General features: G+C 59.2%; 18 protein-coding genes. 9 read left to right on the top strand and 9 right to left on the bottom strand.

The genetic code is table 11. From position 1 onward, the window contains the following. The first annotated feature begins 38 nt into the window (after nt 1-38). The 3 genes from cysD to cysQ are packed head-to-tail and all read left to right on the top strand — an operon-like array spanning nt 39 to nt 3,633. The gene (cysD, locus tag J3R84_RS37525) at nt 39-938 is read left to right on the top strand and encodes a sulfate adenylyltransferase subunit CysD (protein WP_057224183.1); all 900 of its coding nucleotides are present in this window, start codon (nt 39-41) and stop codon (nt 936-938) included. Continuing rightward, on the top strand, nt 938-2,833 hold the full coding sequence (nodQ, locus tag J3R84_RS37520) for a bifunctional sulfate adenylyltransferase/adenylyl-sulfate kinase NodQ (RefSeq protein WP_057220976.1): 1,896 nt from the start codon (nt 938-940) through the stop codon (nt 2,831-2,833). Before cysD ends, nodQ begins: the two co-directional genes overlap by 1 nt. After that, entirely contained in the window at nt 2,830-3,633 is an 804-nt protein-coding gene (gene cysQ / locus J3R84_RS37515; protein ID WP_057220975.1) for a 3'(2'),5'-bisphosphate nucleotidase CysQ, read from the top strand. The genes nodQ and cysQ overlap by 4 nt, the downstream gene beginning before the upstream one ends. Here the strand turns inward: cysQ and J3R84_RS37510 are convergent. The 8 genes from J3R84_RS37510 to J3R84_RS37475 all read right to left on the bottom strand — a co-directional run bounded on the left by J3R84_RS37510 (nt 3,588) and on the right by J3R84_RS37475 (nt 14,071). Beyond that, nucleotides 3,588-4,880: a glycosyltransferase family 4 protein gene (locus J3R84_RS37510; RefSeq protein WP_239637609.1), complete on the bottom strand. Its 1,293-nt coding sequence runs from the start codon at nt 4,878-4,880 to the stop codon at nt 3,588-3,590. The two genes, cysQ and J3R84_RS37510, sit on opposite strands and share 46 nt — an antisense overlap. Beyond that, nucleotides 4,841-6,040, bottom strand: a complete 1,200-nt coding sequence (locus J3R84_RS37505) for a glycosyltransferase (protein WP_203529077.1) — start codon at nt 6,038-6,040, stop codon at nt 4,841-4,843. Before J3R84_RS37505 ends, J3R84_RS37510 begins: the two co-directional genes overlap by 40 nt. A gap of 30 nt (nt 6,041-6,070) precedes the next feature. Then, a complete protein-coding gene (locus J3R84_RS37500) occupies nt 6,071-8,206 on the bottom strand; it encodes a nucleoside-diphosphate sugar epimerase/dehydratase (protein WP_082555561.1) in 2,136 nt (711 codons plus the stop codon). A gap of 406 nt (nt 8,207-8,612) precedes the next feature. Further along, nucleotides 8,613-9,299, bottom strand: a complete 687-nt coding sequence (locus tag J3R84_RS37495) for an HAD family hydrolase (RefSeq protein WP_203529075.1) — start codon at nt 9,297-9,299, stop codon at nt 8,613-8,615. A gap of 4 nt (nt 9,300-9,303) precedes the next feature. Then, nucleotides 9,304-10,275: an ATP-grasp domain-containing protein gene (locus tag J3R84_RS37490; RefSeq protein WP_057220972.1), complete on the bottom strand. Its 972-nt coding sequence runs from the start codon at nt 10,273-10,275 to the stop codon at nt 9,304-9,306. Nucleotides 10,276-10,326: 51 nt separating this feature from the next. Further along, complete coding sequence (locus J3R84_RS37485; RefSeq protein ID WP_057220971.1) at nt 10,327-11,238, bottom strand: methionyl-tRNA formyltransferase; 912 nt, start codon at nt 11,236-11,238, stop codon at nt 10,327-10,329. Between the two features lie 687 nt (nt 11,239-11,925). Further along, on the bottom strand, nt 11,926-12,957 hold the full coding sequence (locus J3R84_RS37480; RefSeq protein ID WP_057220970.1) for a DUF2955 domain-containing protein: 1,032 nt from the start codon (nt 12,955-12,957) through the stop codon (nt 11,926-11,928). Continuing rightward, nucleotides 12,947-14,071, bottom strand: coding sequence for an HlyD family secretion protein (locus J3R84_RS37475; protein ID WP_057220969.1), 1,125 nt, complete (start codon nt 14,069-14,071; stop codon nt 12,947-12,949). Before J3R84_RS37475 ends, J3R84_RS37480 begins: the two co-directional genes overlap by 11 nt. A 304-nt stretch (nt 14,072-14,375) precedes the next feature. On the opposite strand from J3R84_RS37475, the gene J3R84_RS37470 reads away from it, so the two are divergent. Continuing rightward, entirely contained in the window at nt 14,376-15,482 is a 1,107-nt protein-coding gene (locus J3R84_RS37470; protein WP_057220968.1) for an AI-2E family transporter, read from the top strand. Between the two features lie 41 nt (nt 15,483-15,523). On the opposite strand, the gene J3R84_RS37465 is transcribed toward J3R84_RS37470, so the two are convergent. Beyond that, nucleotides 15,524-15,736, bottom strand: a complete 213-nt coding sequence (locus J3R84_RS37465; protein ID WP_225906446.1) for a winged helix-turn-helix transcriptional regulator — start codon at nt 15,734-15,736, stop codon at nt 15,524-15,526. Nucleotides 15,737-15,917: 181 nt separating this feature from the next. On the opposite strand from J3R84_RS37465, the gene J3R84_RS37460 reads away from it, so the two are divergent. The 5 genes from J3R84_RS37460 (at nt 15,918) to J3R84_RS37440 (ending at nt 22,437) form a co-directional block, all read left to right on the top strand. Then, nucleotides 15,918-16,973 carry a LacI family DNA-binding transcriptional regulator gene (locus J3R84_RS37460; RefSeq protein ID WP_203529074.1) on the top strand — a complete coding sequence of 352 codons (1,056 nt, stop codon included), beginning with the start codon at nt 15,918-15,920 and terminating at the stop codon, nt 16,971-16,973. 125 nt (nt 16,974-17,098) lie between these two features. Beyond that, nucleotides 17,099-18,367, top strand: coding sequence for an ABC transporter substrate-binding protein (locus tag J3R84_RS37455; protein ID WP_057220966.1), 1,269 nt, complete (start codon nt 17,099-17,101; stop codon nt 18,365-18,367). Nucleotides 18,368-18,470: 103 nt separating this feature from the next. Further along, nucleotides 18,471-19,367, top strand: a complete 897-nt coding sequence (locus tag J3R84_RS37450; protein ID WP_057213861.1) for a carbohydrate ABC transporter permease — start codon at nt 18,471-18,473, stop codon at nt 19,365-19,367. Then, entirely contained in the window at nt 19,364-20,179 is an 816-nt protein-coding gene (locus tag J3R84_RS37445) for a carbohydrate ABC transporter permease (RefSeq protein WP_057224167.1), read from the top strand. Before J3R84_RS37450 ends, J3R84_RS37445 begins: the two co-directional genes overlap by 4 nt. Nucleotides 20,180-20,190: 11 nt before the next feature. After that, nucleotides 20,191-22,437: a glycoside hydrolase family 2 protein gene (locus J3R84_RS37440; protein WP_203529073.1), complete on the top strand. Its 2,247-nt coding sequence runs from the start codon at nt 20,191-20,193 to the stop codon at nt 22,435-22,437. Nucleotides 22,438-22,442 lie beyond the last annotated feature (5 nt).

Here is a 22,442-nt window from a genome sequence, read left to right as displayed (position 1 = left end):
CCGGTCGATTTCGCAACGCGACACAAAGGGGTTGTCGCATGGCTCTTTCGCATCTTGCCCGCCTTGAGGCCGAAGCCATCCACACCATGAGGGAGGTCGCGGCAACATCCGCCAACCCAGTGCTGCTTTATTCCGTCGGCAAGGATTCAAGCGTGCTGCTTCATTTGGCGATGAAGGCATTCTTTCCTGCAAAACCACCGTTTCCGCTGCTTCACGTCGATACGACCTGGAAGTTCAAGGAGATGATCGCCTTCAGGGACCAAGTCGCACGAGACAACGATCTCAGGCTTATCGTTCACATCAACGAAGATGGTGTCGCTCAAGGCATTAGTCCTTTCGAGCACGGTTCGAACGTCCACACCCACCTCATGAAGACGGTGGCATTGCGCCAGGCGCTGGAGAAACATCGCTTCGACGTGGCGATCGCGGGCGCGAGGCGCGATGAGGAAAAATCGAGGGCGAAGGAACGGATCTTTTCCTTGCGCACTGCCGGTCAGGCTTGGGATCCCAAGCGACAGAGACCGGAGATGTGGAAGACCTTCAATACCAGGCTCACGCCGGGAGAAACCATGCGGGTCTTCCCGCTCTCGAACTGGACTGAACTGGATGTCTGGCAATATGTCCTGCAGGAAAGCATCGCGGTGGTCCCGCTTTATTTCGCCGCCGAACGTCCGGTCGTCGAACGGGACGGCATGTTGATCATGGTTGATGATAACCGCATGCCGCTGCAGCCGGGCGAGATCGTCCGTCAGCGCCAAGTGCGTTTCCGCACCTTGGGGTGCTATCCCCTCACCGGCGCCATCCCGTCCACGGCAACGACTGTTCCCGAGATCATCGAGGAGATGGTCTTCAGCCGCTCCTCGGAGCGGCGCAACCGGCTTGTCGATCGCGACGAAGCGTCCGGCATGGAAAGGAAGAAGCGGGAAGGATACTTCTGATGCACGGTCAACCTTCGGTATTTTCGCCTGAAGTGGCGGGGCTCCTTGATGTCGAAGGTAGCAAGTCGCTTCTTCGCTTCATCACCTGCGGATCGGTCGACGACGGAAAATCCACCTTGATCGGCAGGTTGCTCTATGACGGCGGCTTGATCCTGGAGGATCAGGTCGCGGACCTGGGACGGGAGAGCGAACGGCAGGGAAAGGTCGATCACCTTGATTACTCGCTGCTGCTGGACGGGCTTGAGGCGGAACGAGAACAGGGCATCACCATAGATGTCGCCTACCGTTACTTCTCGACCGCCAAGCGCAAGTTCGTCGTCGCCGACACGCCCGGCCACGAGGAATATACCCGCAATATGGTGACCGGCGCATCGACGGCGGATCTGGCGATTATCTTGGTCGACAGCCAGCACGGCATGCTGCCGCAGACCTGCCGCCACACCTACCTCGCCTCGCTTCTTGGCATTCGCCACGTGGTCGTTGCGGTGAACAAGATCGATCTCGTCGGCTATCGCTCGAGCATATTTGAAGCGCTACAGACCCACTATCGCAAATTCGTGCTGACGCTCGGTTTTGAAACCGTGCAGGCCATTCCCGTATCAGCGCGTTATGGCGACAACGTCACCTCCCGGTCAATGCACACGCCATGGTACCAGGGGCCGAGCCTGCTCGAATATCTCGAAACCGTCGATGTCGGCAAAGAGGTCGCCGAGCGCCCGTTCCGCTTTCCAATACAATGGGTCAATCGGCCCAATGCCGGGTTTCGCGGCTATGCCGGCGAGATTGCGTCCGGCCGGATAGCCGTCGGTGATCCGGTCACGGTCGCCAAGTCTGGACAAAAAACGGCGATCAAGTCCATCGTGACCTATGACGGAGAAGTCGCAAGCGCCGAGGCCGGCCAGGCCGTTACCCTGGTTCTTAGAGATGAGGTCGATGCCTCCCGCGGCAACATGCTGACGTCGCCATCAGCTCGGCCTTTCGTCGCCGATCAGTTGCAAGCTCATGTTATCTGGTTCGACGCCAACCCTTTGCTTCCGGGCCGCAGCTATATCCTGAGGACCGAAACCGACAGCGTCAACGCGACGATCACCAAGCTCAAGCATCGCGTGAACGTCAACAGCTTTGCCCGGGAGGCAGCCAAGTCGCTGACGATGAACGAGATCGGCGTCTGCAATATCTCGACGCAGGCTCCGATCGCCTTCGACGCCTACAAGGACAACAAAGCAACCGGCAATTTCGTCATCGTCGACCGCCTGACCAACGACACCGTTGGCGCCGGCATGATCGATTTTCCACTGAGGCGCGCGGCCAACGTCCACTGGCACGCCATGGACGTCAACAAGCAGGCGCGAAGTGCGCAGAAACAGCAGACACCTGCCGTCCTGTGGTTCACGGGGCTTTCCGGCTCTGGCAAATCGACGATCGCCAACGCGCTCGAACGGATCCTCAATGCCCATGGCAGGCATACCTATCTTCTCGACGGCGACAATGTCAGACACGGCCTGAACAGGGATTTGGGCTTTACTGACGAGGATCGGGTGGAAAACATCCGGCGCGTGGCCGAGGTGGCAAAATTGATGGCGGATGCCGGCCTGATCGTTCTGGTTTCCTTCATCTCGCCGTTCCGCGACGAGCGGCGCATGGCACGCGAACTGATGGCCGAAGGTGAATTCATCGAGATTTTCGTGGATACGCCGATCGAGGAATGCGCTCGCCGCGATCCCAAGGGGCTTTATGAAAAAGCCCGTGCCGGCAAGATCGCCAATTTCACCGGCATCTCGTCACCCTATGAAGAGCCGGAGCATCCGGAGCTGCGCCTTTCGACTATCGACAGCGAGCCGACGGATCTCGCCCTCCAGATCGAAGATTTTCTCGCACGGCGACAGTTGCAATGAACGCGTTGTCCGAACTTTTCGAGGAGACGGCACTGGCTGCGGGCATCGCCGTTCTCGATGTCTATCATGCCGGCGCTGACGCCGTTGCGAAGGCCGATGGATCGCCCGTTACCGAAGCCGATCTCAGGGCCGAGGCGGTGATATTCGAACGTCTCGCCAAAGTTTCGCCCGGCACCCCCATCGTCGGGGAGGAGGCGGCAGCTGCGGGCTGTGCTCCCTCCGTTGAGGAAGGCACCTTCTATCTGGTCGACCCACTCGATGGCACCAAAGAGTTTATTGCTCGCCGAGACGATTTCACTGTGAACATTGCCCTTATCGAGAACGGCAAGCCGATTGCCGGTATCGTGTATGCCCCGGCCTTGCGACGAGCCTATGTTGCGGCCGGTGGCATCGCGCAGCGCCTGGAGATCGATCGCTTCGGTCGCGTGTGCGAGCGACGGGAGATCCGCGCGCGCGGTCGTGAAACCGCGATCATCGCGGTCGCGAGCCGCAGCCATTCCTGCGCGGAAACCGAGAGATTCCTTGCCCGGCACCATGTCCAGGAGTGTACCTCGGTTGGTTCATCCCTAAAATTCTGCCTGCTGGCCGAGGGGCGGGCGGATGTCTATCCGCGTTTTGGCCGGACGATGGAGTGGGATACTGCCGCCGGTGATGCGGTATTGGCTGCTGCCGGCGGAACGGTGCTGCGCCTGGACGGCTCGGTCCTGAGGTATGGCAAGTGCCGGCAGGTGAGCGATTGCGACTTCGCCAACCCTCACTTCGTCGCCTGGGCCGCAGCCCCGCCTGAGGGTTGGTGCTGACTGTCGTCGGTGCATGCGGTCGTCGCTTTGTCGTCTATTTGCATACGCGCAAGAAGCAGGCGGTTTACCAGCCTGACGTCGAACCGTTCTTCCGCCATCCGGCGCGAAGCGCGCCCCATGGCGGTAATCGCGGAACGCTTCTCAATGAAGCCTTCCATCGCTTCAACAAGCGACGAGACGCTGCGAGGTTCGATCAAAACGCCGTTGACACCTGGGTCCACCGTTTGCCTGCAGCCGGGTAGATCCGTCGTGATGATTGCGCGTCCGGTCGCCATCGCCTCCAGAATGCTTCTGGGGATGCCTTCCCGGTAGTAGGAGGGGAGCACGAACACACTGCACGCCGCAAGGTACGGACGCACATCGCGGGTGGTTCCAAGATACTGCACCACACCTTCCTGCACCCATCCAGCGACTTCTCCTTGGCTAATCGCCGTCGGGTTGGGATCATAGTGCCCCAGCAGTTGGAAGATGGCGTCGGGATGGCGCGCGCGAATTGTCCGCGCCGCAGCGACATATTCCGGGACCCCCTTGTCGCGCAGGAGCCGGGCGATCAGAAGAAAAACCGTCGGCTTAAGCGGTGGCGTCGATGCGTGGTAGTAATCAAGATCGACGCCCGACCCCGGCACTGTCGAGACAATAGAGGGGTCGTCGACCAGCCGGCGCTCTCTGATGTCGGCAAGATCCGCTTCGTTATATACGAAGACGGCCCGTGCCTTCTTCATCGCGCATCGGTAGAGCCCGACGCAAATCGAGCGCAGCGATCGGCGAACGGCGCTTTCGTCAGGCTCGACAGCGAACATATGGCCGAGTCCGGTGACGAGAAAGAACCTATGGGGCACCGCGCAGAGCCGCGCGGCAATGCCGCCGTAGATGATCGGCTTCATCGTATAGGGCAGGATCGCCGCCGGACGTTCTTTCAGGAAGTGACGGACCAGAGCAGCGAGCGTCACCAGGTCGACAAAGGGGTTCAGCCCGGCCCTCGACATGGGAATTCGGATGAAACGCACACCAAGCGTATCCAGTTCTTCTTCCACGATCGGATCATGGTCAGGGGCCATGGCATCGACATCAAACCCTGCCTTGACAAGATCCTTGATCAATTCGCGACGAAAGTTCGTTAGCGACGACGTCAAGCTCGCAATCAGGACTATCCTGGTGCGGGGTGCTTCCGTTTTGCTGGGAACGGTTTTTGATGCCTTCATGGCCGCTACCGCATACGACGGGCTGCGTTGACCGGTGCCTGCCACCCAATTTGCCGCGCCGCATTGGTGGCTTGCTGGTCGAGGATCTCGTCGTAGAGCGCGAGGTGGCTGTCGACGTAGGATCTCAGGGAGAACCGCTCGACGACGCGCCTACGCGCGCGTTCTCCCAGTTGCCGCCGGGCGCTTTGCGACAGGCAGAGGATCGACGCGGCAAGTTTTGCAAGGCCATCTGCGTTTTCCGGTTCAACGACCATCTGCCGGTCTCCTAGCAGCCATGCGCAGTCTCCGACATCGGTGGCGATCGCCGGCACGCCACTGGCCATTGCTTCAGCCACGACCAGTGGAAATGCTTCCCCCCAAGCCGACGACAGCATGAATAGGTCGAGGCCCGGCATCAGGCGGTCAATGTCCGCACGTGCGTTTGAGACGGTGATCATCGGTGTTATGCCGAGTTCGGCCGCCAAATGTCGGACGATCCCATTTTCGTGGCCGTCGCCGATCAGGATCCCGTGAGCATCAAGCCCCAGGCTGCGAAGCGTGGCGATTGCACGCACGAAGGTGCCATGGTCCTTCATCGGATGTGCGCGCGCGACATTGCCGACAAGAAAGCGCTCAGTGGGCACTGAGAGCGTGTCGCAGAGATACCGTCGCGCGTCGGGCCGTGGGCGAAACTGATCGCAATCGACACCGTTTGGAATGATACGCCGCTTGTCCGGATCGAAACCCAGCGCTTCGTGCTGGTCGGCCGACACCCGCGAACAGTAGGAAATTGCGCTTGTGCGATGGGAAAGGGAAGCGCTCAGCCGGATAACGGCACGTGTCAGCAGTTTCTCTGAGGCGAGGTTGGCGATGGAGTGGTGAATGCTCCATATGGTGGGCTGTCGCTCGCCGAGCAGCGCTCCGAGCGATGCTGCGACATTGCCGTGATACATCCATCCGTGAAGCAGGCTCGGGCGAGACGATCTCACGATCGCACGCAGTCTGACCAAGGCACGAGGGCCTGGTCGAGACTGGTTCATTTGGAGTGTCGCGACATCGATGTTGGCCGCTTGCAAATCGCGCGCGATCGGGCCGGGCGACATCAGCGACAGCACGGAAGGGTCGTAATGCGTTTGAGCGAGCTTTGCGCCAAAGCGCGCGAGCATGTATTCCGCACCGCCGACATTCAGCCCCGTGATGCAATGAAGTACGGGGATCCCTGCCATGCCATGCTCCTTCCTTGCGTACACCAATACCTACTGACGCGGCCTGCTGGTGGTCTGCGGCCGCACCGCCGTCTTTTTGCCGAGCGCGATAACGCCAACACTGCGACCGGTCGATCGACGAGCCGCCCTTGCTGCGGAAATCATGTCTTGGGGGATTTCCGCATTCGGCAACAATTGCGCGATCGCTGCCAGAACAGAACTCTCGTCACATCGTTCGGCATCGCGCTGCATACGATTGAATGCGCTCTTCAACACCGAAGAGGGCACGGGTTGAGGGACCGCTCCAAGCACGCCGGGGATGGCCGACTGGATGCGCTTATCGGTCGGATCGAACAGTTCCTCGAACAGCTTTTCGCCCGGTCGGGATCCAACGATCTCGATCATGATGTCCTTGTCCGGCACGAAGCCCGCCAGACGGATCATGCGTCGAGCGATGTCAATGATCTTCACAGGCTCGCCCATGTCGAGAACGAAGATTTCGCCTTGGCCTATCTGCTTCTGAAAACCGTAAGCCGATGCCTGAAGCGTCAGCTCGACGGCCTCTCGGATGGTCATGAAGAAACGCGTCATTCTCGCGTCCGTGACCGTCAACGGACCGCCCTTGGCCAACTGATGCTTAAAGAGCGGGATAAGGGATCCGCTTGATCCAAGCACGTTGCCGAAGCGAACGGTCATGAAGCGGGGTCCCTGCCCGCTTGTGACACCATCGAGATCGAGCGCCTGGCAATAGAGTTCGGCAAGCCGTTTCGTCATGCCCATTATGCTGGAGGAGTTCACCACCTTGTCGGTAGACACCTGCACCATGGCGAGTGCACCGAACCGCTTGGCTGCGTTCGCGACGTTCATGGTGCCGATGACATTGGTCAGGACGCCTTCGCAGGGATTGATCTGAACCATGGGCACATGTTTGAGCGCGGCGGCGTGGAAGACCAGTTCCGGCAAGTGCGCTTCGAAGATCTCATTGACCCTCTGGCTGCGCCGAACGCTGCCAAGGCAGTTCGAATGGCGGATCTCCGGAAACTCTTCCTTTAGGCACAGGTCGATCGAATAGAGATTGAATTCGGTATTGTCGACCAGGACGATCTCGGCCGGGCCGCAAGCGGCGATCTGGCGGGTAAGTTCGCTGCCGATCGACCCGCCTGCCCCAGTGATAAGAACTCGCCGGCCGGCAATCAAGCGCCTGATGGCGTCCTTGTCGAGGGCGGCCTGCGGCCGTTCGAGCAGGTCTGTCATTTCGATCGATCGGAGCTCGTATGGGTTCTCGTTGCTGGTCTGCTTGAACTCCGTAGCGCTTTGCAGCCGCGAGACTGCGATCCCAAGGCGTTCGGCGGCTTGGAGTAACTCGCCCGAAGCCGTCTCATCGAAGGACGACAGGGGTTCGGTGAAAACGATATGGCAGGGTTGCTTGCCCTCGGCCCTGAGATCGGCGACGACCTGTTCCAGATCCTCGAGCCTGCCTGCGATCGGTACCCCATGCAGCATCAGGCCAACTTGAGATTCACTCGTGTCGAGACAGGCGACCGGCACATAGGGCGCCGCCGGATCGCGAAACAAAGCGCGTAGATAGAGATCCGCGGCGTTGCCGGCTCCAACCAGAAGCAGGGGAACGCGGTGGCGATGGCCATCGGCGTCGGCCTTTTCCGAACGCTTGTTTTTGGAAGGCAGGAATTCGTCTGCGCGGAAGCTTAAGCGGGAGGTCGCAAGGAAGGCAATCAAAAGCAGCGATTGCAGCGGCACGACAGTTCGCGGCATATCGGTGAGGCGTGTCGAAAAGAACAAAAGGGCGATGAGCACGAGCGAGGTCAGGACCACCGCGCGGATGATAATCACGAGGTCGCTGATTGACCCGTATTTCCAGTTTCGACTGTAGAGACCCGAGAGCGGGAACATGGCCGCGCAGACCGCCAAATACTGGGCAGACGACCAAGCCAGGATCTGCATCGTATCGGGGCGATCGCTCAGGCCTCCAGGCCCATACCGCAGGAATAGTGCGAGGAAAAGCGCGATCGCAGCGGATGCCAAATCCACCGCATAGAGAGCAGCGTTCTTTCGTGCGCCACGAGCGGCCGATTTGAGTTTCCTGACGCCAAGCTGCGCAAGTGTGATCGCGGCGTCCCGGGCAGTTGCCGGGAACGCTGCGCTGTCTGCGATGGCTCGATGATTCATTACACGAAATGCCCACGCACCGTAAAACGCCTTAAAGGCGGTCGGAATGCGAAACATAACGCCCCTCCTTCGACATGGCTTCGCTAACCGGTGGCCAGAATGGGCCGGGCGAGTAATACGACCGAAAGTATATGCGTTACTTCTGGTGGAGTTCCGTCAATTCCATAGCATAAAAAAGATATACGCTCTCGACCTGTTCGGTGTCGGAGCGTGTTTTACCTTTTCCCTATTTGCATTGAACTCTAGAGACCACTTTGATTTCGGAAAGTAAACTAATTTTGAAGGATTAATCCTTTGGGGCGATAAACGTAATCTACAAGATCGATGGGTTTTGATGGCGCAGGCAGACGTCCATAAAGATCAAGCATTTAGGTTCGCAAGTGTCGAATTGCGACAAGTGAGGGGATTAAGGACAGCGGTCGAGCGCTAACTCGAGTTCGTCGAATGTAACGATTCGTGATTGTGCCTGGTGCATCGGCGTCGGCGCGTCGCACCGGTGGATGCGATCGTCGCGCAGGATTTGAACGGTCTGCCAGCCCCTTGTTCGGGGCGTGACAAAATCCTTGATGGCATTGTCGGCAACATAGGTGAGTTGCGCTGCCGTTAGATGCGACGCAGTCTCGACAGCTTCGAATGCTCTTGGGTGTGGCTTGCGATAAGACATGCCCCAGGCATCCGTAAAGAGGACGAGGTCAGCTTTATGCTCGAGTCCAAGGGCTTTGATTTTCGAACGCTGGGTCGAGACTGGTCCATCGGTGATGATGCCGATGAAGTCATCGTTCGGGCGATCGAACAAAAAACGCGCCGCGTCGGGGGCAAGTGAGATTGATGGCTGATGGTGCCGGTAAATCGTCACCAGTTGCTCTATCAGAGAAGGGTCGACCTCGCCCTCCGTTTCCGCAAGCGCAAGATCGAAAACCTGGCCCCTGACTCCCGCCGCGAAAAGACGGGCACACCGCACAGCAAAATCGGTCTGTCCGGTTCTTTGCTGCCACCATGCGCCGACAGCCGCAAAGCCGCTGAAGACGAAGTCGCGCTCTAAATAGAGTGTGTCATCGAGATCAAAGATGATCCCGCGAGCAAAGGAGCGCATTTGGTCACCCGTCAAAAAGAGCCTGATCATAGCGCAACATGAGTACTCCATCTCGCCAATCGTCGTTGGCGCTGACGGGAAGGCCGGCGACTTCCTCAAGCAGCCACTGCGCGAAACACGCCCCGGCGTGATCGGCAAGCGGATAACCGCCTCCGAACCGCGCGTTGAGTTCGATTACCTGCAATCCGCGGGTTGCATCGGCGATTGCCTGAAAGCAGAGGGCGCCGCGTGCGTCGGGCAGTGCCTCAGCCATCCCCCGCGCAAGCGCGGGAAGCTCCGACAGGCGCACAGTTCGCCCCTTCTCGACTTCGCCCGCCCGCACCGAGAGCCGTTCGTGTGCGATGCAAGATCGGGCCACGCCATCACGATCGATGAACATGCTGATCGTGTATTCGGGGCCGGAGAGGTATTCCTGGACGATCATCGGTTCGGCGCAATCCTTGGGAAGAGCGCTTGGGTCGCGGATCATACTGATGGAGCGACTGGCGCTGCCTGAGCGCGGCTTGACGAAGACCGGCCACGTCCAGTCGGAGATCGCCTGACGGGCATTCTCCAGCGTATCGGTGCGTGGGACGGCGAGGCCCGCCCGGTGGAACGTGTGCATCGTGCGCAGCTTGTCCCGGGCGATTTCCACCACCAAGGGCTGGCTCACATGGATCCGTGTTCCCGCCTCGGCGAAGCGCTCGGTGTTGAGGGAAAACGGCAACAATTCGGGATCGATTGTCGGCACCACGAGATCGACGTTTTCTGTTCGACAGATGTCGGCGACGGCGTCGATGAACGCCTCGTCGTCACAACTGGGCACGGCGTATGCCCGATCGGCCGTATGACAGGCGGCACTGAGCTCCGGCCTCCTGTCACACGCGATTACTCGCAGCGTCACATCAAGCCGCGCGGCCGCGGCGCGAAAGCACTGGATGAGTTCGACCCGCCGTCCGGCGGAAGAAAAGAGAACGCACAACTCCCGTCTGCTCATCGTTAAAGCCCTCCGTTGGCGCCTGTCGTCCTGGATTCAAGCTGCCCCTGTCTAAAGTCCCGGGCGGCCATCCGTCAGCTTGCCATGTAACGCTGGCCGATCCCCCTGCCAGTCAATGACTTCCAGGCAATTGCCGTCTCCACACAAGACGAGGAAGCCGGCTTTCGTGTACACTTGGACCTGGCCCGTCAGGCCGATATATTTGCCCGCATTCGGGTGCACGGTCGCGCGGGTGACAACGATCTTGCGATCGCCGAAAAAGGTGAATGCCCCGGGATAAGGATCGCCGACGGCGCGAATGAGGCGCTCGATGTCCACGGCCGAACTTCGCCAATCGATCAACCCATCCTCGGCTCTTCGGCGCGCGCAATAGCTTGCGCCCTGTTCGTCTTGCTGGATACCTTTCGCCGAGCCCTTCTCCAGAAAATCCGTCGCCTCGACGATCATCTCCGACAGGTTGCGCGTATGCTTGTCGTAGAGGGTCCGCGCGGTCTCGTCGGCGGCGACATCGAACAATCGTTGCAGCAGGATGTCGCCGGAATCCATGCCATCATCGAGCCAGAAGAGGGTCGATCCCGTGACCTTTTCGTTGCAGAGTATCGTCCAGGGGATGACTCCCCGCCCCCGTAGCCTTGGCAGGGCGGCCGGGTGGAAACCCAGGCAACCGCGTGCAGGGATGCTTCGAAACTGGGGGCCGCAGATCTGAGACCACCCGATGACAAGGATGACATCGGGCGCGAACTGTCGGAGGGTTGCAAGCGTGGCCTCGTCGTTGACATCAGAGGTTTCGACAACATCGATCCCTGCTCTTCGCGCAATCGGCATAAGGTCGGCATGATCCGAATGTCGACCTGCTTTTGCACCGGGAAGGGTGAGGAGCAGGCCGGGCGGGCGACCCACAGACACGAGCGCTTCAAGAGCGATCCTCGAACCCTCGACTGTCCCGACGAATGCGACGCGCATCGATGATAACTCCATAACCTAGGGAGAAAGGCAAGCTTGGGATGCAGCCTATGGATGGCTGCGTCAAAATTACATCATACTAAAATTGAGGCCAGTGGATTTGTTGGACACGAAACGCGTTCCTCCTTTTCCGGGGCCATCGCGAAGGCTTGTTCCGCTGTCCCAATTGAACCGGTGTTGATTTCATGCCCGCAAAGCCTTGATTTGCATGGGCCGATCGATGTTCAGGACAGACTGCTGTTGGAATGGGACAAGAAGAGCACTTAGTGCGGTTCTCAAAGCCTGCGAGGGCTTCTTTGTGCCGATATTGTTGAAAAAGTCCCAAATCGTGGGTTTGCCGAAAAGTCGGCCAATTCACGTTCTGCGTGAATGTTTGCCGTTTGATGCTGAGTCAATTCCGCTACACGGCTCACACGCTGCTTGATCGAAAATTGGCAAGGCCCCCACGCCAATTTTCTGTGTCGGCCTCTACGACCCTTCAAATAATCAGACCTTATAGAAAAGCCGACTTTTTCCGCAACAACCGGTCGCGGCAACCGCGGCCATTCGCGTTGACTACGGGGTTAGTTGGCGAGAGACGCTGCACTCTGACGCTGTTCGCGATGATGTCCGCTGGGTTGTCAGCCTCCGCGGCTCGCCAAGGAGGAGGCGGCGATCAATCGGCGCGCGTCAGCCGCCGACAAGCACTCAATCGCGACTGCCTTCCTGCCGAGGCCAAAGCAACGTCGTCATGAATGTGGCAAAGGCGATGGCCACCAGTATGTAAGTGACGCGGGTGGAGAAGGACTCGGCGGCAGACCCCGGAAGCGGTGAGACGCCGGTTCCGAATACGAGGAGGAAGATCGTCAAGGCGCCCGCGTAAAGTTTGGCGGCCGGCGCACGCATGGCGGCACGACCGCCAAATACCAGGCCGGCCAGCAGGACCAATAGAAAGAGGAAAATGAGGGACGGCCGTAGCTGAAGCAGCCCGAATGCGACGGACGCGGCCACGCCTCCAGTGATATTGGTTATCACGATCCCCAGGGCCGCGCGCGTGCTGGCTGTTGCGTCGAATTGTGAGAGCAGTGACACGACTGTTATCGGAATGACAATCGCCGTGGCTAGCGCTTCGCGTGTCAGACAGGCAACCACCGCGATCAGGAGTATGGTGGTGTTGGCGGCAGCGTAGTGTGCCGCACGCGGATATGTCGCTGCCGTCGCCGGCTTAACAGTGGGGCTGCCTTTGTCCGGGATAAAGACATATGCCAGCCACATCAAGAGCATTCCGGTCACCACACCCTGCACCAGGATCATTAGAATGGTGTCGCCGAGATCCTCGTTCAGAATTGTGAGGAGCGGCACCATAACCGCAATGACCAGAACAAGAAAGATTGTGGGGCCGCCCTTGCCGTTCGCCTGCTGGTAGAAACATCCAAAGTAAATCAGCCCAAGCAGTAGCAACAGAACCGGCGGCCGGTCGCCAGTCAGCATCGTTACGAATTGCAGAAGTGCCCCGACGACAAGAATAAACAAAGTGACCGCTAACGCCTTTTGCAACGGCATAGGGCGATCACTGGCGATGAGAAACTGTGCTGCAAACAATGGCCCAAGGAAGGGGATGATAGCCCCCGAATAGACTGAGCAGGAAAAGCCGACCGCAACGGCAAGCGCTATGCGCAGACCCTTGCGCTTTACATTGACGCGGTCCTCCTCGTGCGAAAGATACGTGTCAGCTGACATAGGTCAGGACCGACAGAATTCGGATCCAGAGACTGCCAAGCGCATTGGTGATCGGGTGGTCCCCGGTATAGATCACCACATTCGCCTGCGAACCGTACCGAACGCCCTTGGGCCGCCCTTCGTCGAGGACCAGGCGGACGGGAAAGCTCTGCGGTGTTCGCACCCATCCCGTGTCTGTGGAAATCTTCGGCAGGCCCGTTGCCGGGTCGACACTCCCCTGAGCCACTCCCATCCCGATGCCTTCAACGGTCCCGGCGAAAATCTGACCGGGGAGAACATCGAAAAGCACCTCCGCACGGTCGCCGGCGGCAACCATCTCAAGGCTGTTTTCCTTAAACGCGGCGGTGATCCAGATCGTGCCGGTATCGATGAAAGTCATTGCACTCTCGCCAGCGCTAAGCATACCACCGACGGAAAGCTGAAGATTGGTGACGACGCCTTCCGCCGGCGCTGAAACCGTCGTGCGCAGCAGATCAAGCTGAGCGGTTTCAAGCGCCGCGAGCGCCTCCTTAAGCTGTGGATTGTCCTTTCCCGCAGGCCCAAGCTCCTCCTGAGCCCGCACGAGCTCGGCTGTGGCTGCATCCACGCCTGCATCTGCCTGATCCAGCGCGGCTGCGGCCTCATCATACTTCGCCTGGGCGTAGATTCCGCGCCTGACAAGTTCCATGGCGCGGGTGGCTTGATCCTGGACGTTGACGCGCACTGCCTTCGTCTCCACCACCTTGGCCTGGGCGACATCGACGGCCGCCGTCGAAGCGCCGATCGTCTGACCTACCCCTGCAAGGCGTGCTTCCGCCTCCGCAACGGCGAGCCGGTACTGTTCCGGGTCCAGACGAAACAGCATCTGGCCGGACGTCACGGCGCTGTTGTCGGTCACGCCCACTTCAATGACCCGCCCGGTAACCTCCGGCGCTACGCCAACGACGTATGCACTGACGGTCGCCTGCGAGGAAGAAGGAGTGCGCCGCTCCATGAACACCGTCACGACGAACAGAAGCAAAGCCATCAGGAGCACAGTGATTGCGACCGTGCGCTGCGGGTTTTTCTCTTTAACAGGCGCGCTCACTGTATTTGGAGCATCATTATGAGGGGCCTCAGTTGCATCCGACGCCATGACGTTTCCCCCCTAAGATCACGCGGCCGTCGCGCCGAGGCTCTCCTTGCGCCAGCACCTGCGTTGGATTGGCAATTTAGTCCTAAGCTGTCGCCATCGCAACGGCCGCCGATGCGACCCCAGGTACCCACCCATAAAACCGCGCCAGGCTGAGGCTGCATCGGCTTCTCAAATGGCCTGTTCGAGGCGCGTCCAGCGAGCACTTTTGCGTCTGTCTTGCAGGAAGACCGAAACAGGTAAATAATCAGCCAGAGTACCGAGCTACCTGGGAAATCCGGATTGGCTGGGAAGGGGGCCAGCAACAATGGAGCCGAACGTGACAATCCCTGAGCGCGCGCCGTCGCTCTTGAGAATGCTCGACGCTGCACTTCAGATCGGACTCGTAGCCTTACTGATCTTTGCCTGTAGCCGCATCATATTGCCCTTTGCTGGCATCCTGCTCTGGTCGGTCATCCTCGCGGTCATGCTCTATCCGCTGCACCAACGATTGGTCGACCGGGTTGGCAATCGCTGGTCGGCGACGTTAATCGGGTTGGTCAGCGTTGCGCTGCTGCTGGTTCCATTGGTCATGGTTGTGGCGTCGCTTGGATCTTCCATACTTGAGTTCGTCTCGGGCTTGCAAGACAGCAGCCTGACGGTGCCGCCGCCGCCGACATGGCTTGCCGACCTCCCGCTGGTCGGCCAGAAACTGACCGAGACATGGGCTCTCGTTGCGACAAACATGCCGGCGGCGCTTGCCAAGTACGGCAAGATGCTGGGTGGAATTGCATCATGGCTGGCGTCGTTCGCGGGCGGTTTGGCCGCCGGTCAGCTGTCATTCGTGCTTTCGTTCGCAGTCGCTGCCGTGCTCATCGCCTATGGCGAGGGCGCCACCGAGTTCGCCAGACGTCTGTTGGAACGTATCACCGGCAGCAAGGCACAAGGTACCCGGCTGGTTGCAATGACGGCCGCGACGATTCGAGGTGTGGCGGTCGGCGTAGTCGGCGTGGCCGTCATCCAGTCGCTGCTGATCGGGATAGGCTTTTTTGCAATAGGTCTTTCGGCAGCCGGAGTTTTGACGCTTTTGGTGCTATTGTTTGCCATCGTGCAGGTGCCGGCGGTGTTGGTAACGCTACCTGTCATAGCCTATGTTCTTGCGACGGAAGCGACCACGCCGGCGATCATCTTTTCGATCTGGACCATCATTGCCGGGCTCAGCGACAACCTCCTCAAGCCATTGATGCTCGGCCGCGGACTTGACGTTCCAATGCCGATCATTCTGATCGGTGTAATCGGCGGCATGATCGCTGACGGGCTTCTCGGCCTGTTTGTGGGCCCTGTGCTCCTGGCTGTTGGCTATGTACTGCTCATGGAGTGGCTGCGGGACGAACCCATTGAGGGCGGGCCGCGAATTGAATATCCGCCTCCATGATCGCGGTCATTGCTCTTGGCTTGCTGGCGATGTTGGCATGATTAGCATTTCAGGTGCTGGCATCGGTTTTCGCCGCCCGTTACTTCGCCCGGACCTCCCTGTGGCGGGATGACTGCGAACACCTTGCGTTCGACTAGGCCATCCTTTGCGAGTTCCCTTAGCTGCTTGATCAGGAGCCGCTGTGAGCAGTCACCGAGTTCTCTTTTCAGGGCATTGAACCGCAAGGTACCCTTGAGAAGATCATACAGGATCATGCCTTGTCACTTGCCGCTGATGAGATTGAGCGCCGCATACATCGTGACCGTGGCGTTTGCCTGCGTTGGCGCCTAATTGAATGTTGAGTAAAAATTTACTAAAGACGATTTCGAAATGCCGTTGCATATGGCACATTCGCCAATGACAACGATCGCCCTATGACAACAATGGAATGACGGCATGGTCACTATCAAGGAAATCGCCAAGAGTGTTGGCGTGTCGTCGGCTACGGTTTCGAGGGTGCTCAACTACGACCCCGCCCTGTCGATCTCACCGGCAAAACGGCAAGCGATCATCGAGACGGCCGAGGCTCTGAACTATGAGACCCCGCGCAATCGCAACAAGGCGAACGGACAGGCTGCCCCCAGCCTTTTGACCAAGCTCGTCATCGTGCATTTTCTCGAGCCTTCGGACGAGATTGCCGACCCCTATTACGTCGGCGTGCGGCTTGGCATCGAAAGCCGCTGCCGCGACCTGAGGACGGAGATCGTCAAGGTCTTCCATTCAGACGCGCTGCCTGAGGCGTCCCTGCTTGCAGGCGCATCGGGTGTCATCGTCATAGGCAAGCATTCCGACAACGAGATCGCATGGCTGAGCAAGAATGCTCCACATGTCATTTTTGCCGATTTCGACCCGAGGAGCGACCTTATCGACAGCGTGTTTTCCGATGTGGGGCTCGCCACGTGCAAGATCCTCGACGCTCTGAAGTCCAGCGGATACAAGCGCATCGGCTTTATCGGCAGCCACGAGAACCTCAACGGCACTGTCCAGCATTTCGCCGAGCGCCGATGTGTGGCCTATATCGACTGGCACAAGAAGAACGGCACCTTCGCGCCTGAGCTTTTGGCGCTCTCCGATTGCTCATCGGGTCAGAGCCTCCGGCTCGAAACCGGCTATCGTCTCGCGCGCGATTTGCTGTCGCTCACTGACCGGCCGGATGTGATCGTGACATCCAACGACAACATGGCAATCGGCACCTATCGGGCGATCCAGGAATTCGGCCTTTCGATCCCGGCCGACATTGGCGTCATATCCTTTAACGACATTCCCGTTGCCCAGTTCCTGACGCCGTCGCTGACCACGGTGCGCATCCATGGCGAACATATCGGCGAGACGGCTGTCGATCTGTTGCTCGAGCGACTTTCAGGCCGCAGCTACGGCAAGCAGGTACGCATCGCCACGGAACTCGTTTGGCGCGACAGCTGCCGAAAGCCCCTGGAATCCTTGTCATTGTGAGCTGTTTCATTGCGCGTGATAAATATTTACTAAATCTTCCTTGCGTGTTGCCTGAATTTCGGTAAATCTTGCGCGGACGGCAGGAGAGGAGAACCTGCCCTCAGCAAGTTTCTAGGGAGGAAACGATGTACCGCAAAACGAACCTGTCGCGCGTTGCGGCTGGCGTGCTCGCCGCAGCAAGCCTGCTTGCGTCCACCGCCGCCTTTGCCGGGGAAGTCACGATCTGGTGTTGGGATCCCAACTTCAACGTTGCTATCATGAAGGAAGCTACGGCGCGCTATAGCGCGAAGCATCCCGAAACGACGTTCAACATCGTCGATTTCGCCAAGGCCGATGTCGAGCAGAAGCTGCAGACGGCACTGTCGTCGGGCACCACTGACGCGCTGCCGGATATCGTGCTGATCGAGGACTACGGTGCGCAGAAGTACCTCCAGTCCTTTCCCGGAGCCTTCGCCGAGCTTTCCAGCAAGGTCGATTTTTCCGGCTTCGCGCCCTACAAGGTTCAATTGATGACGATGGACGGGGCCGTCTACGGCATGCCGTTCGATTCCGGCGTCACCGGCCTCTACTACCGCAAGGACTATCTGGAGCAGGCAGGCTTCAAGCCTGATGATATGCAGGACCTGACCTGGGACCGTTTCATCGAGATCGGCAAGCAGGTCGAAGCCAAGACCGGCAAGAAGATGCTCGGCCTCGACGTCAACGATGCGGGCTTCATCCGCATCCTGATGCAATCCGCCGGCGGCTGGTATTTCGATAAGGACGGCAATCTTTCGATCGAGAACAACGCCGCCCTGAAGGCAGCGCTCGAAACCGAACAGAAGATCCTGCAGGCCAATATCCATAAGCCGGCTGCCGGCTGGACGGAATGGGTCGCGACCTTCACCTCCGGCGATGTCGCCACCGTGACAACAGGCGTTTGGATCACCGGTACGGTCAAGGCCCAGGCCGATCAGTCCGGCAAGTGGGGCGTGGCACCGATTCCGAAGCTTGACGTCGAGGGCGCCTCGCATGCGTCCAACCTTGGTGGTTCCAGCTGGTACGTAACCGCCAGCTCCGCCGAGAAGGACGAAGCCATCGACTTTCTCAACGAAGTCTATGCCAAGGACGTCGATTTCTATCAGAAGATCCTGACGGAGCGCGGTGCCGTCGGCTCGCTGCTCGCGGCCCGCAACGGTCCCGCCTATTCTGAAGCCGATGCATTCTTTGGTGGCGAGAAGGTCTGGCAGAACTTCTCCGACTGGTTGGCGAAGGTTCCAGCGGTCAATTACGGCGTCTTCACCAACGAGGTGGACACGGCAGTAACGGCGCATCTGCCTTCGCTTGGCGAGGGCGCGCCCATCGATGACGTGCTGAAGGCGGTCGATAGCCAAGCGCAGGGCCAGATCCAGTAACGGCTCAAAGGCAGGCGGCAACCGCCTGCCTTCTCGCTCGGGCGCATGCGGCCATCACGTCGCGTGCCCTCCGCAACATCATCCCTTTTCGTTGAGGGCACCCATGGCTGCCGGCAAAACAGGCGGATTGAAGCGCTACTACGACCTCAACGGCTGGCTGTTCATCGCCCCGTCCTTGCTTCTCATCGCAATCTTCCTCGTCTATCCGATTTTGCGCTCGCTCTACCTGTCCTTCTTCTCGGGCAAGGGAATGATGATGAAGTTTGCCGGCTTCGGAAACGTTGCACGGCTATGGAACGATCCGGTCTTTCTTCAGGCTCTGAAAAACACCGTCACCTTTTTCATCGTCCAGGTGCCGATCATGATCACGCTGGCGCTTCTGCTTGCCGCGGTCTTGAACAACGACAAACTGAAGTTCATCGGCTTTTTCCGCACCGCCATTTTCCTGCCCTGCGTCGCCTCGCTCGTTGCCTATTCCGTGCTTTTCAAAAGCATGTTTTCCGTCGATGGCGTGGTGAACTCCGGACTTCTGGCGGTCGGCCTGATCGCCACCCCGATCGGCTGGCTGACGGAACCTTTCTGGGCCAAGGTGCTCGTCATCCTGGCCATCACCTGGCGTTGGACCGGCTACAACATGATCTTTTACCTTGCTGCCTTGCAGAACATCGACAAGTCGATCTACGAGGCGGCGCGGATCGACGGCGTGCCGGCATGGGCTCGCTTCGTCTACATCACAGTACCAATGCTGAAGCCGGTGATCCTGTTTACGACGATCATCTCGACCATCGGCACGATCCAGCTGTTCGACGAAGTCTACAACCTGACCGAGGGCCGCGGCGGCCCGGCGAACGCAACGATCACCCTCTCGCTCTATATCTACAATCTCACCTTCCGCTTCATGCCGAGCTTCGGCTACGCGGCAACCATTTCCTACGTCATCGTGATCATGGTGGCGCTTCTATCCTTCCTCCAATTCTACGCGGCGAGGGATCGGTCATGAACGCCTCACGCCTGGCCGCCACCGCATTGCAATACGCCTTCCTCGCGGCTGCAGCCTTCCTGTCGATTTTCCCGTTCATCTGGATGGTGATCAGTTCGACGAACAAGTCGATCGACATCATTAGCGGCAGAACGGGTATCGGAGATGCCTTCGGTACAAATGTCACCAACTTCTTCGCACAGGTCGACGTGCCACTGGTTTTCTGGAACTCCACGAAGGTCGCGGTGCTTGCGACGCTTTTGACGATCGTCGTGTCGTCGCTCGCCGGCTACGGTTTTGAGATGTTCAGATCCAAGGCGCGCGACCGGATCTACGCGCTCGTGCTTCTGACACTCATGGTGCCGTTTGCCGCGCTGATGATCCCGCTGTTCATGATGATGGCGAAAAGCGGCCTCATCAACACGCATATCGCCATCATGCTGCCGACGATCGCGTCCGCCTTCATCATCTTCTACTTCCGCCAGTCGACAAAGGCCTTTCAGACAGAGCTTCGCGACGCCGCCAAGGTCGACGGCCTCAAGGAATGGCAGATCTTTCTCTACATCTACGTTCCGGTGATGCGCTCGACCTACGCGGCCGCCTTCGTCATCGTCTTCATGACCAACTGGAACAACTACCTCTGGCCGCTCATCGTCCTCCAGTCGAACGAGACCAAGACGATCACCCTCGTCGTCTCCTCACTCGCCTCGGCCTATTACCCCGACTACGGCGTGGTCATGATCGGCACGATCCTCGCCACGCTCCCCACCCTCCTCGTCTTCTTCGTCATGCAGCGCCAGTTCGTACAGGGCATGCTCGGCTCAGTGAAATAGGAACGTCGTCAATGCGCATTACTGAAAACTTCAATGCCAACTGGGTCTTCCGCCACGGCTTCGAGCCGGCACATGTGCAAGCACTTCAGCCGGGTGAAACCGTGCGCCTGCCGCACAGCGCCGTCGAGCTGCCTTACAACTACTTCGACGAGACCGATTACCAGAAGCCCTTCACCTATCAAAAGCGGCTCGACTGGCGCCCGGAATTCGAGGGGCGCGAAGTCTCGCTCATCTTCGATGCCGCCATGGCCGACAGCGTCGTCTATCTGAACGGCCAGGAGATCATCGCGCACAAGGACGGCTATACGCCCTTCGAGGCGCGACTGACGCCGCATCTCACGCGTGGCGAAAACCTGATCACGGTCAAGATCGATGGCTCTGAGAACCCCGAGATCCCCCCCTTTGGCGGCCAGATCGACTACCTCTGCTATGCCGGCATCTACCGCGACGTCTGGCTGAAAGTGACAAACCCCGTCTCGATCGCCAATGTGAAGATTGAGACGCCGGATGCGCTTGCCGAGAAAAAGTCCGTCACCGCTCGCGTCTTTCTCGCCAATCCGCAAGGGCACACGTTGTCCGGCACGCTCTCTGCCAAGATCCGCCGCAGGGGCGGCGGCGACGTTGCGGCTTCCTCGATCAAGTTCGATGGCAACGAGGTGGCCCTCGCCTTTCCCGATCTCACCGATATCGAACTCTGGGATATCGACAATCCGGTGCTCTACGCCCTGTCGCTCAAACTTGAGACAGAGTACGGCGAAGACGTGCTGACGCAACGTTTCGGTTTCCGCACTGCGCTCTTCACACCGGAAGGCTTTCTGCTGAATGGTCGACCATTGAAACTGCGCGGATTGAACCGGCACCAGGCCTTTCCCCACACCGGCTACGCCATGGGTCGGCGCGCGCAGGAAAAAGACGCCGACATCCTGAAGCATGAACTCGCCTGCAATGTCGTGCGCACATCACACTATCCGCAGTCGAAGTGGTTCATCGAGCGCTGCGATGAGATCGGCCTGCTCGTTTTCGAGGAGATCCCCGGTTGGCAGCATATCGGTGGCGAGACCTGGCAGAAAGAATCGATCGAGAATGTGCGCCGCATGATCGAGCGTGACTGGAACCATCCTTCGATCATCATCTGGGGCGTTCGCATTAACGAAAGCCAGGACAACCACGCCTTCTACGCGGAGACCAACCGTCTGGCGCGCGAGCTTGATCCGACCCGCCAGACCGGCGGCGTACGCTTCATCACCAATTCGGAATTGCTCGAAGACGTTTACACGATGAACGATTTCATCCTCGGAAACGAGGAGTTGCCGGGCAACAACCGCGGGCGCGTGGTCCTGCGCGATCGGGTGGAGACGACGGGCATTCGCCGGCCGATCCCCTATATGATCACCGAATACAACGGCCACATGTATCCGACCAAGCGCTTCGACCAGGAACAGCGCCAGGCCGAGCATGTGACGCGTCATCTCTTGATCCTCAACGCCGTTGCCGGCGACCAGGATATTTCCGGCTCCACCGGTTGGTGCATGTTCGATTACAACACCCACAAGGACTTCGGCGCCGGCGACCGCATCTGCTATCACGGTGTGCTCGACATGTACCGGATACCGAAACTTGCTGCCTATGCCTATGCCTCCCAGGGAGATCCGAACGACAATGTCGTGCTTCAGCCGGTGACCTTCTGGGCACGCGGCGAACGCAATATCGGCGGTGTACTGCCGCTGATCGTGCTGACGAACTGTGACTATGTCGAAGTGAAGTTCGGCGAATGGCCGGTAAAGCGGATCTACCCCGACAGGGAGAACTACCCGCATCTGCCGCATCCTCCCGTCGTGCTCGACCTGCGCAGCGTGACGCCGGAAGAATTCGGCACCTGGGGTCGAGTCTGGTGCGAAGGTACCTTTACCGGCTACGTCGACGGCAAAGCCGTAAAGACGCTGACCCTTCCGGCCGACCCGGTCCCGGCGACGCTGGAGGTCGTAGCCGACGATACGGAGCTTCGCGCTTGCGAAAAGGATGCGGTGCGCGTGGTGGTGCGCGCGCTCGATCAATGCGGCAATCTGCTGCCCTATTTCGAAGAGCCTGTCCTGCTTTCGCTGGATGGCCCCGGCCGGATCATAGGGCCCTCAGAACATACGCTGAAGGGCGGCGCGACCGGCTTCTGGATCGAGGCCGGCGAGGCCAAGGGCAAGCTCGAACTAACGGTGACGAGCCGCCGCTTCGAGAACCAGTCCATCACCTTTACCGTCAGCTGAGTACC

It is taken from the genome of Ensifer canadensis, from assembly GCF_017488845.2.
In the GTDB taxonomy this organism is placed as follows: domain Bacteria; phylum Pseudomonadota; class Alphaproteobacteria; order Rhizobiales; family Rhizobiaceae; genus Ensifer; species Ensifer canadensis.
The sequence above is the reverse complement of the archived record's forward strand: the minus strand, read 5'-3'. Positions and strand labels throughout refer to the sequence as shown.

Bases quoted from the DNA above. Each gene is read 5' to 3' on its own strand.
- nodQ (WP_057220976.1), top strand. From the start codon at position 938: ATGCACGGTCAACCTTCGGTATTTTCGCCTGAAGTGGCGGGGCTCCTT.
- J3R84_RS37455 (WP_057220966.1), top strand. From the start codon at position 17,099: ATGTACCGCAAAACGAACCTGTCGCGCGTTGCGGCTGGCGTGCTCGCC.
- J3R84_RS37505 (WP_203529077.1), bottom strand. From the start codon at position 6,040: ATGGCAGGGATCCCCGTACTTCATTGCATCACGGGGCTGAATGTCGGC.
- J3R84_RS37495 (WP_203529075.1), bottom strand. From the start codon at position 9,299: ATGCGCTCCTTTGCTCGCGGGATCATCTTTGATCTCGATGACACACTC.
- J3R84_RS37445 (WP_057224167.1), top strand. From the start codon at position 19,364: ATGAACGCCTCACGCCTGGCCGCCACCGCATTGCAATACGCCTTCCTC.
- J3R84_RS37475 (WP_057220969.1), bottom strand. From the start codon at position 14,071: ATGGCGTCGGATGCAACTGAGGCCCCTCATAATGATGCTCCAAATACA.
- J3R84_RS37480 (WP_057220970.1), bottom strand. From the start codon at position 12,957: ATGTCAGCTGACACGTATCTTTCGCACGAGGAGGACCGCGTCAATGTA.
- cysQ (WP_057220975.1), top strand. From the start codon at position 2,830: ATGAACGCGTTGTCCGAACTTTTCGAGGAGACGGCACTGGCTGCGGGC.
- cysD (WP_057224183.1), top strand. From the start codon at position 39: ATGGCTCTTTCGCATCTTGCCCGCCTTGAGGCCGAAGCCATCCACACC.
- J3R84_RS37460 (WP_203529074.1), top strand. From the start codon at position 15,918: ATGGTCACTATCAAGGAAATCGCCAAGAGTGTTGGCGTGTCGTCGGCT.
- J3R84_RS37440 (WP_203529073.1), top strand. From the start codon at position 20,191: ATGCGCATTACTGAAAACTTCAATGCCAACTGGGTCTTCCGCCACGGC.
- J3R84_RS37485 (WP_057220971.1), bottom strand. From the start codon at position 11,238: ATGCGCGTCGCATTCGTCGGGACAGTCGAGGGTTCGAGGATCGCTCTT.
- J3R84_RS37500 (WP_082555561.1), bottom strand. From the start codon at position 8,206: ATGAATCATCGAGCCATCGCAGACAGCGCAGCGTTCCCGGCAACTGCC.
- J3R84_RS37465 (WP_225906446.1), bottom strand. From the start codon at position 15,736: ATGATCCTGTATGATCTTCTCAAGGGTACCTTGCGGTTCAATGCCCTG.
- J3R84_RS37490 (WP_057220972.1), bottom strand. From the start codon at position 10,275: ATGAGCAGACGGGAGTTGTGCGTTCTCTTTTCTTCCGCCGGACGGCGG.
- J3R84_RS37450 (WP_057213861.1), top strand. From the start codon at position 18,471: ATGGCTGCCGGCAAAACAGGCGGATTGAAGCGCTACTACGACCTCAAC.
- J3R84_RS37470 (WP_057220968.1), top strand. From the start codon at position 14,376: ATGGAGCCGAACGTGACAATCCCTGAGCGCGCGCCGTCGCTCTTGAGA.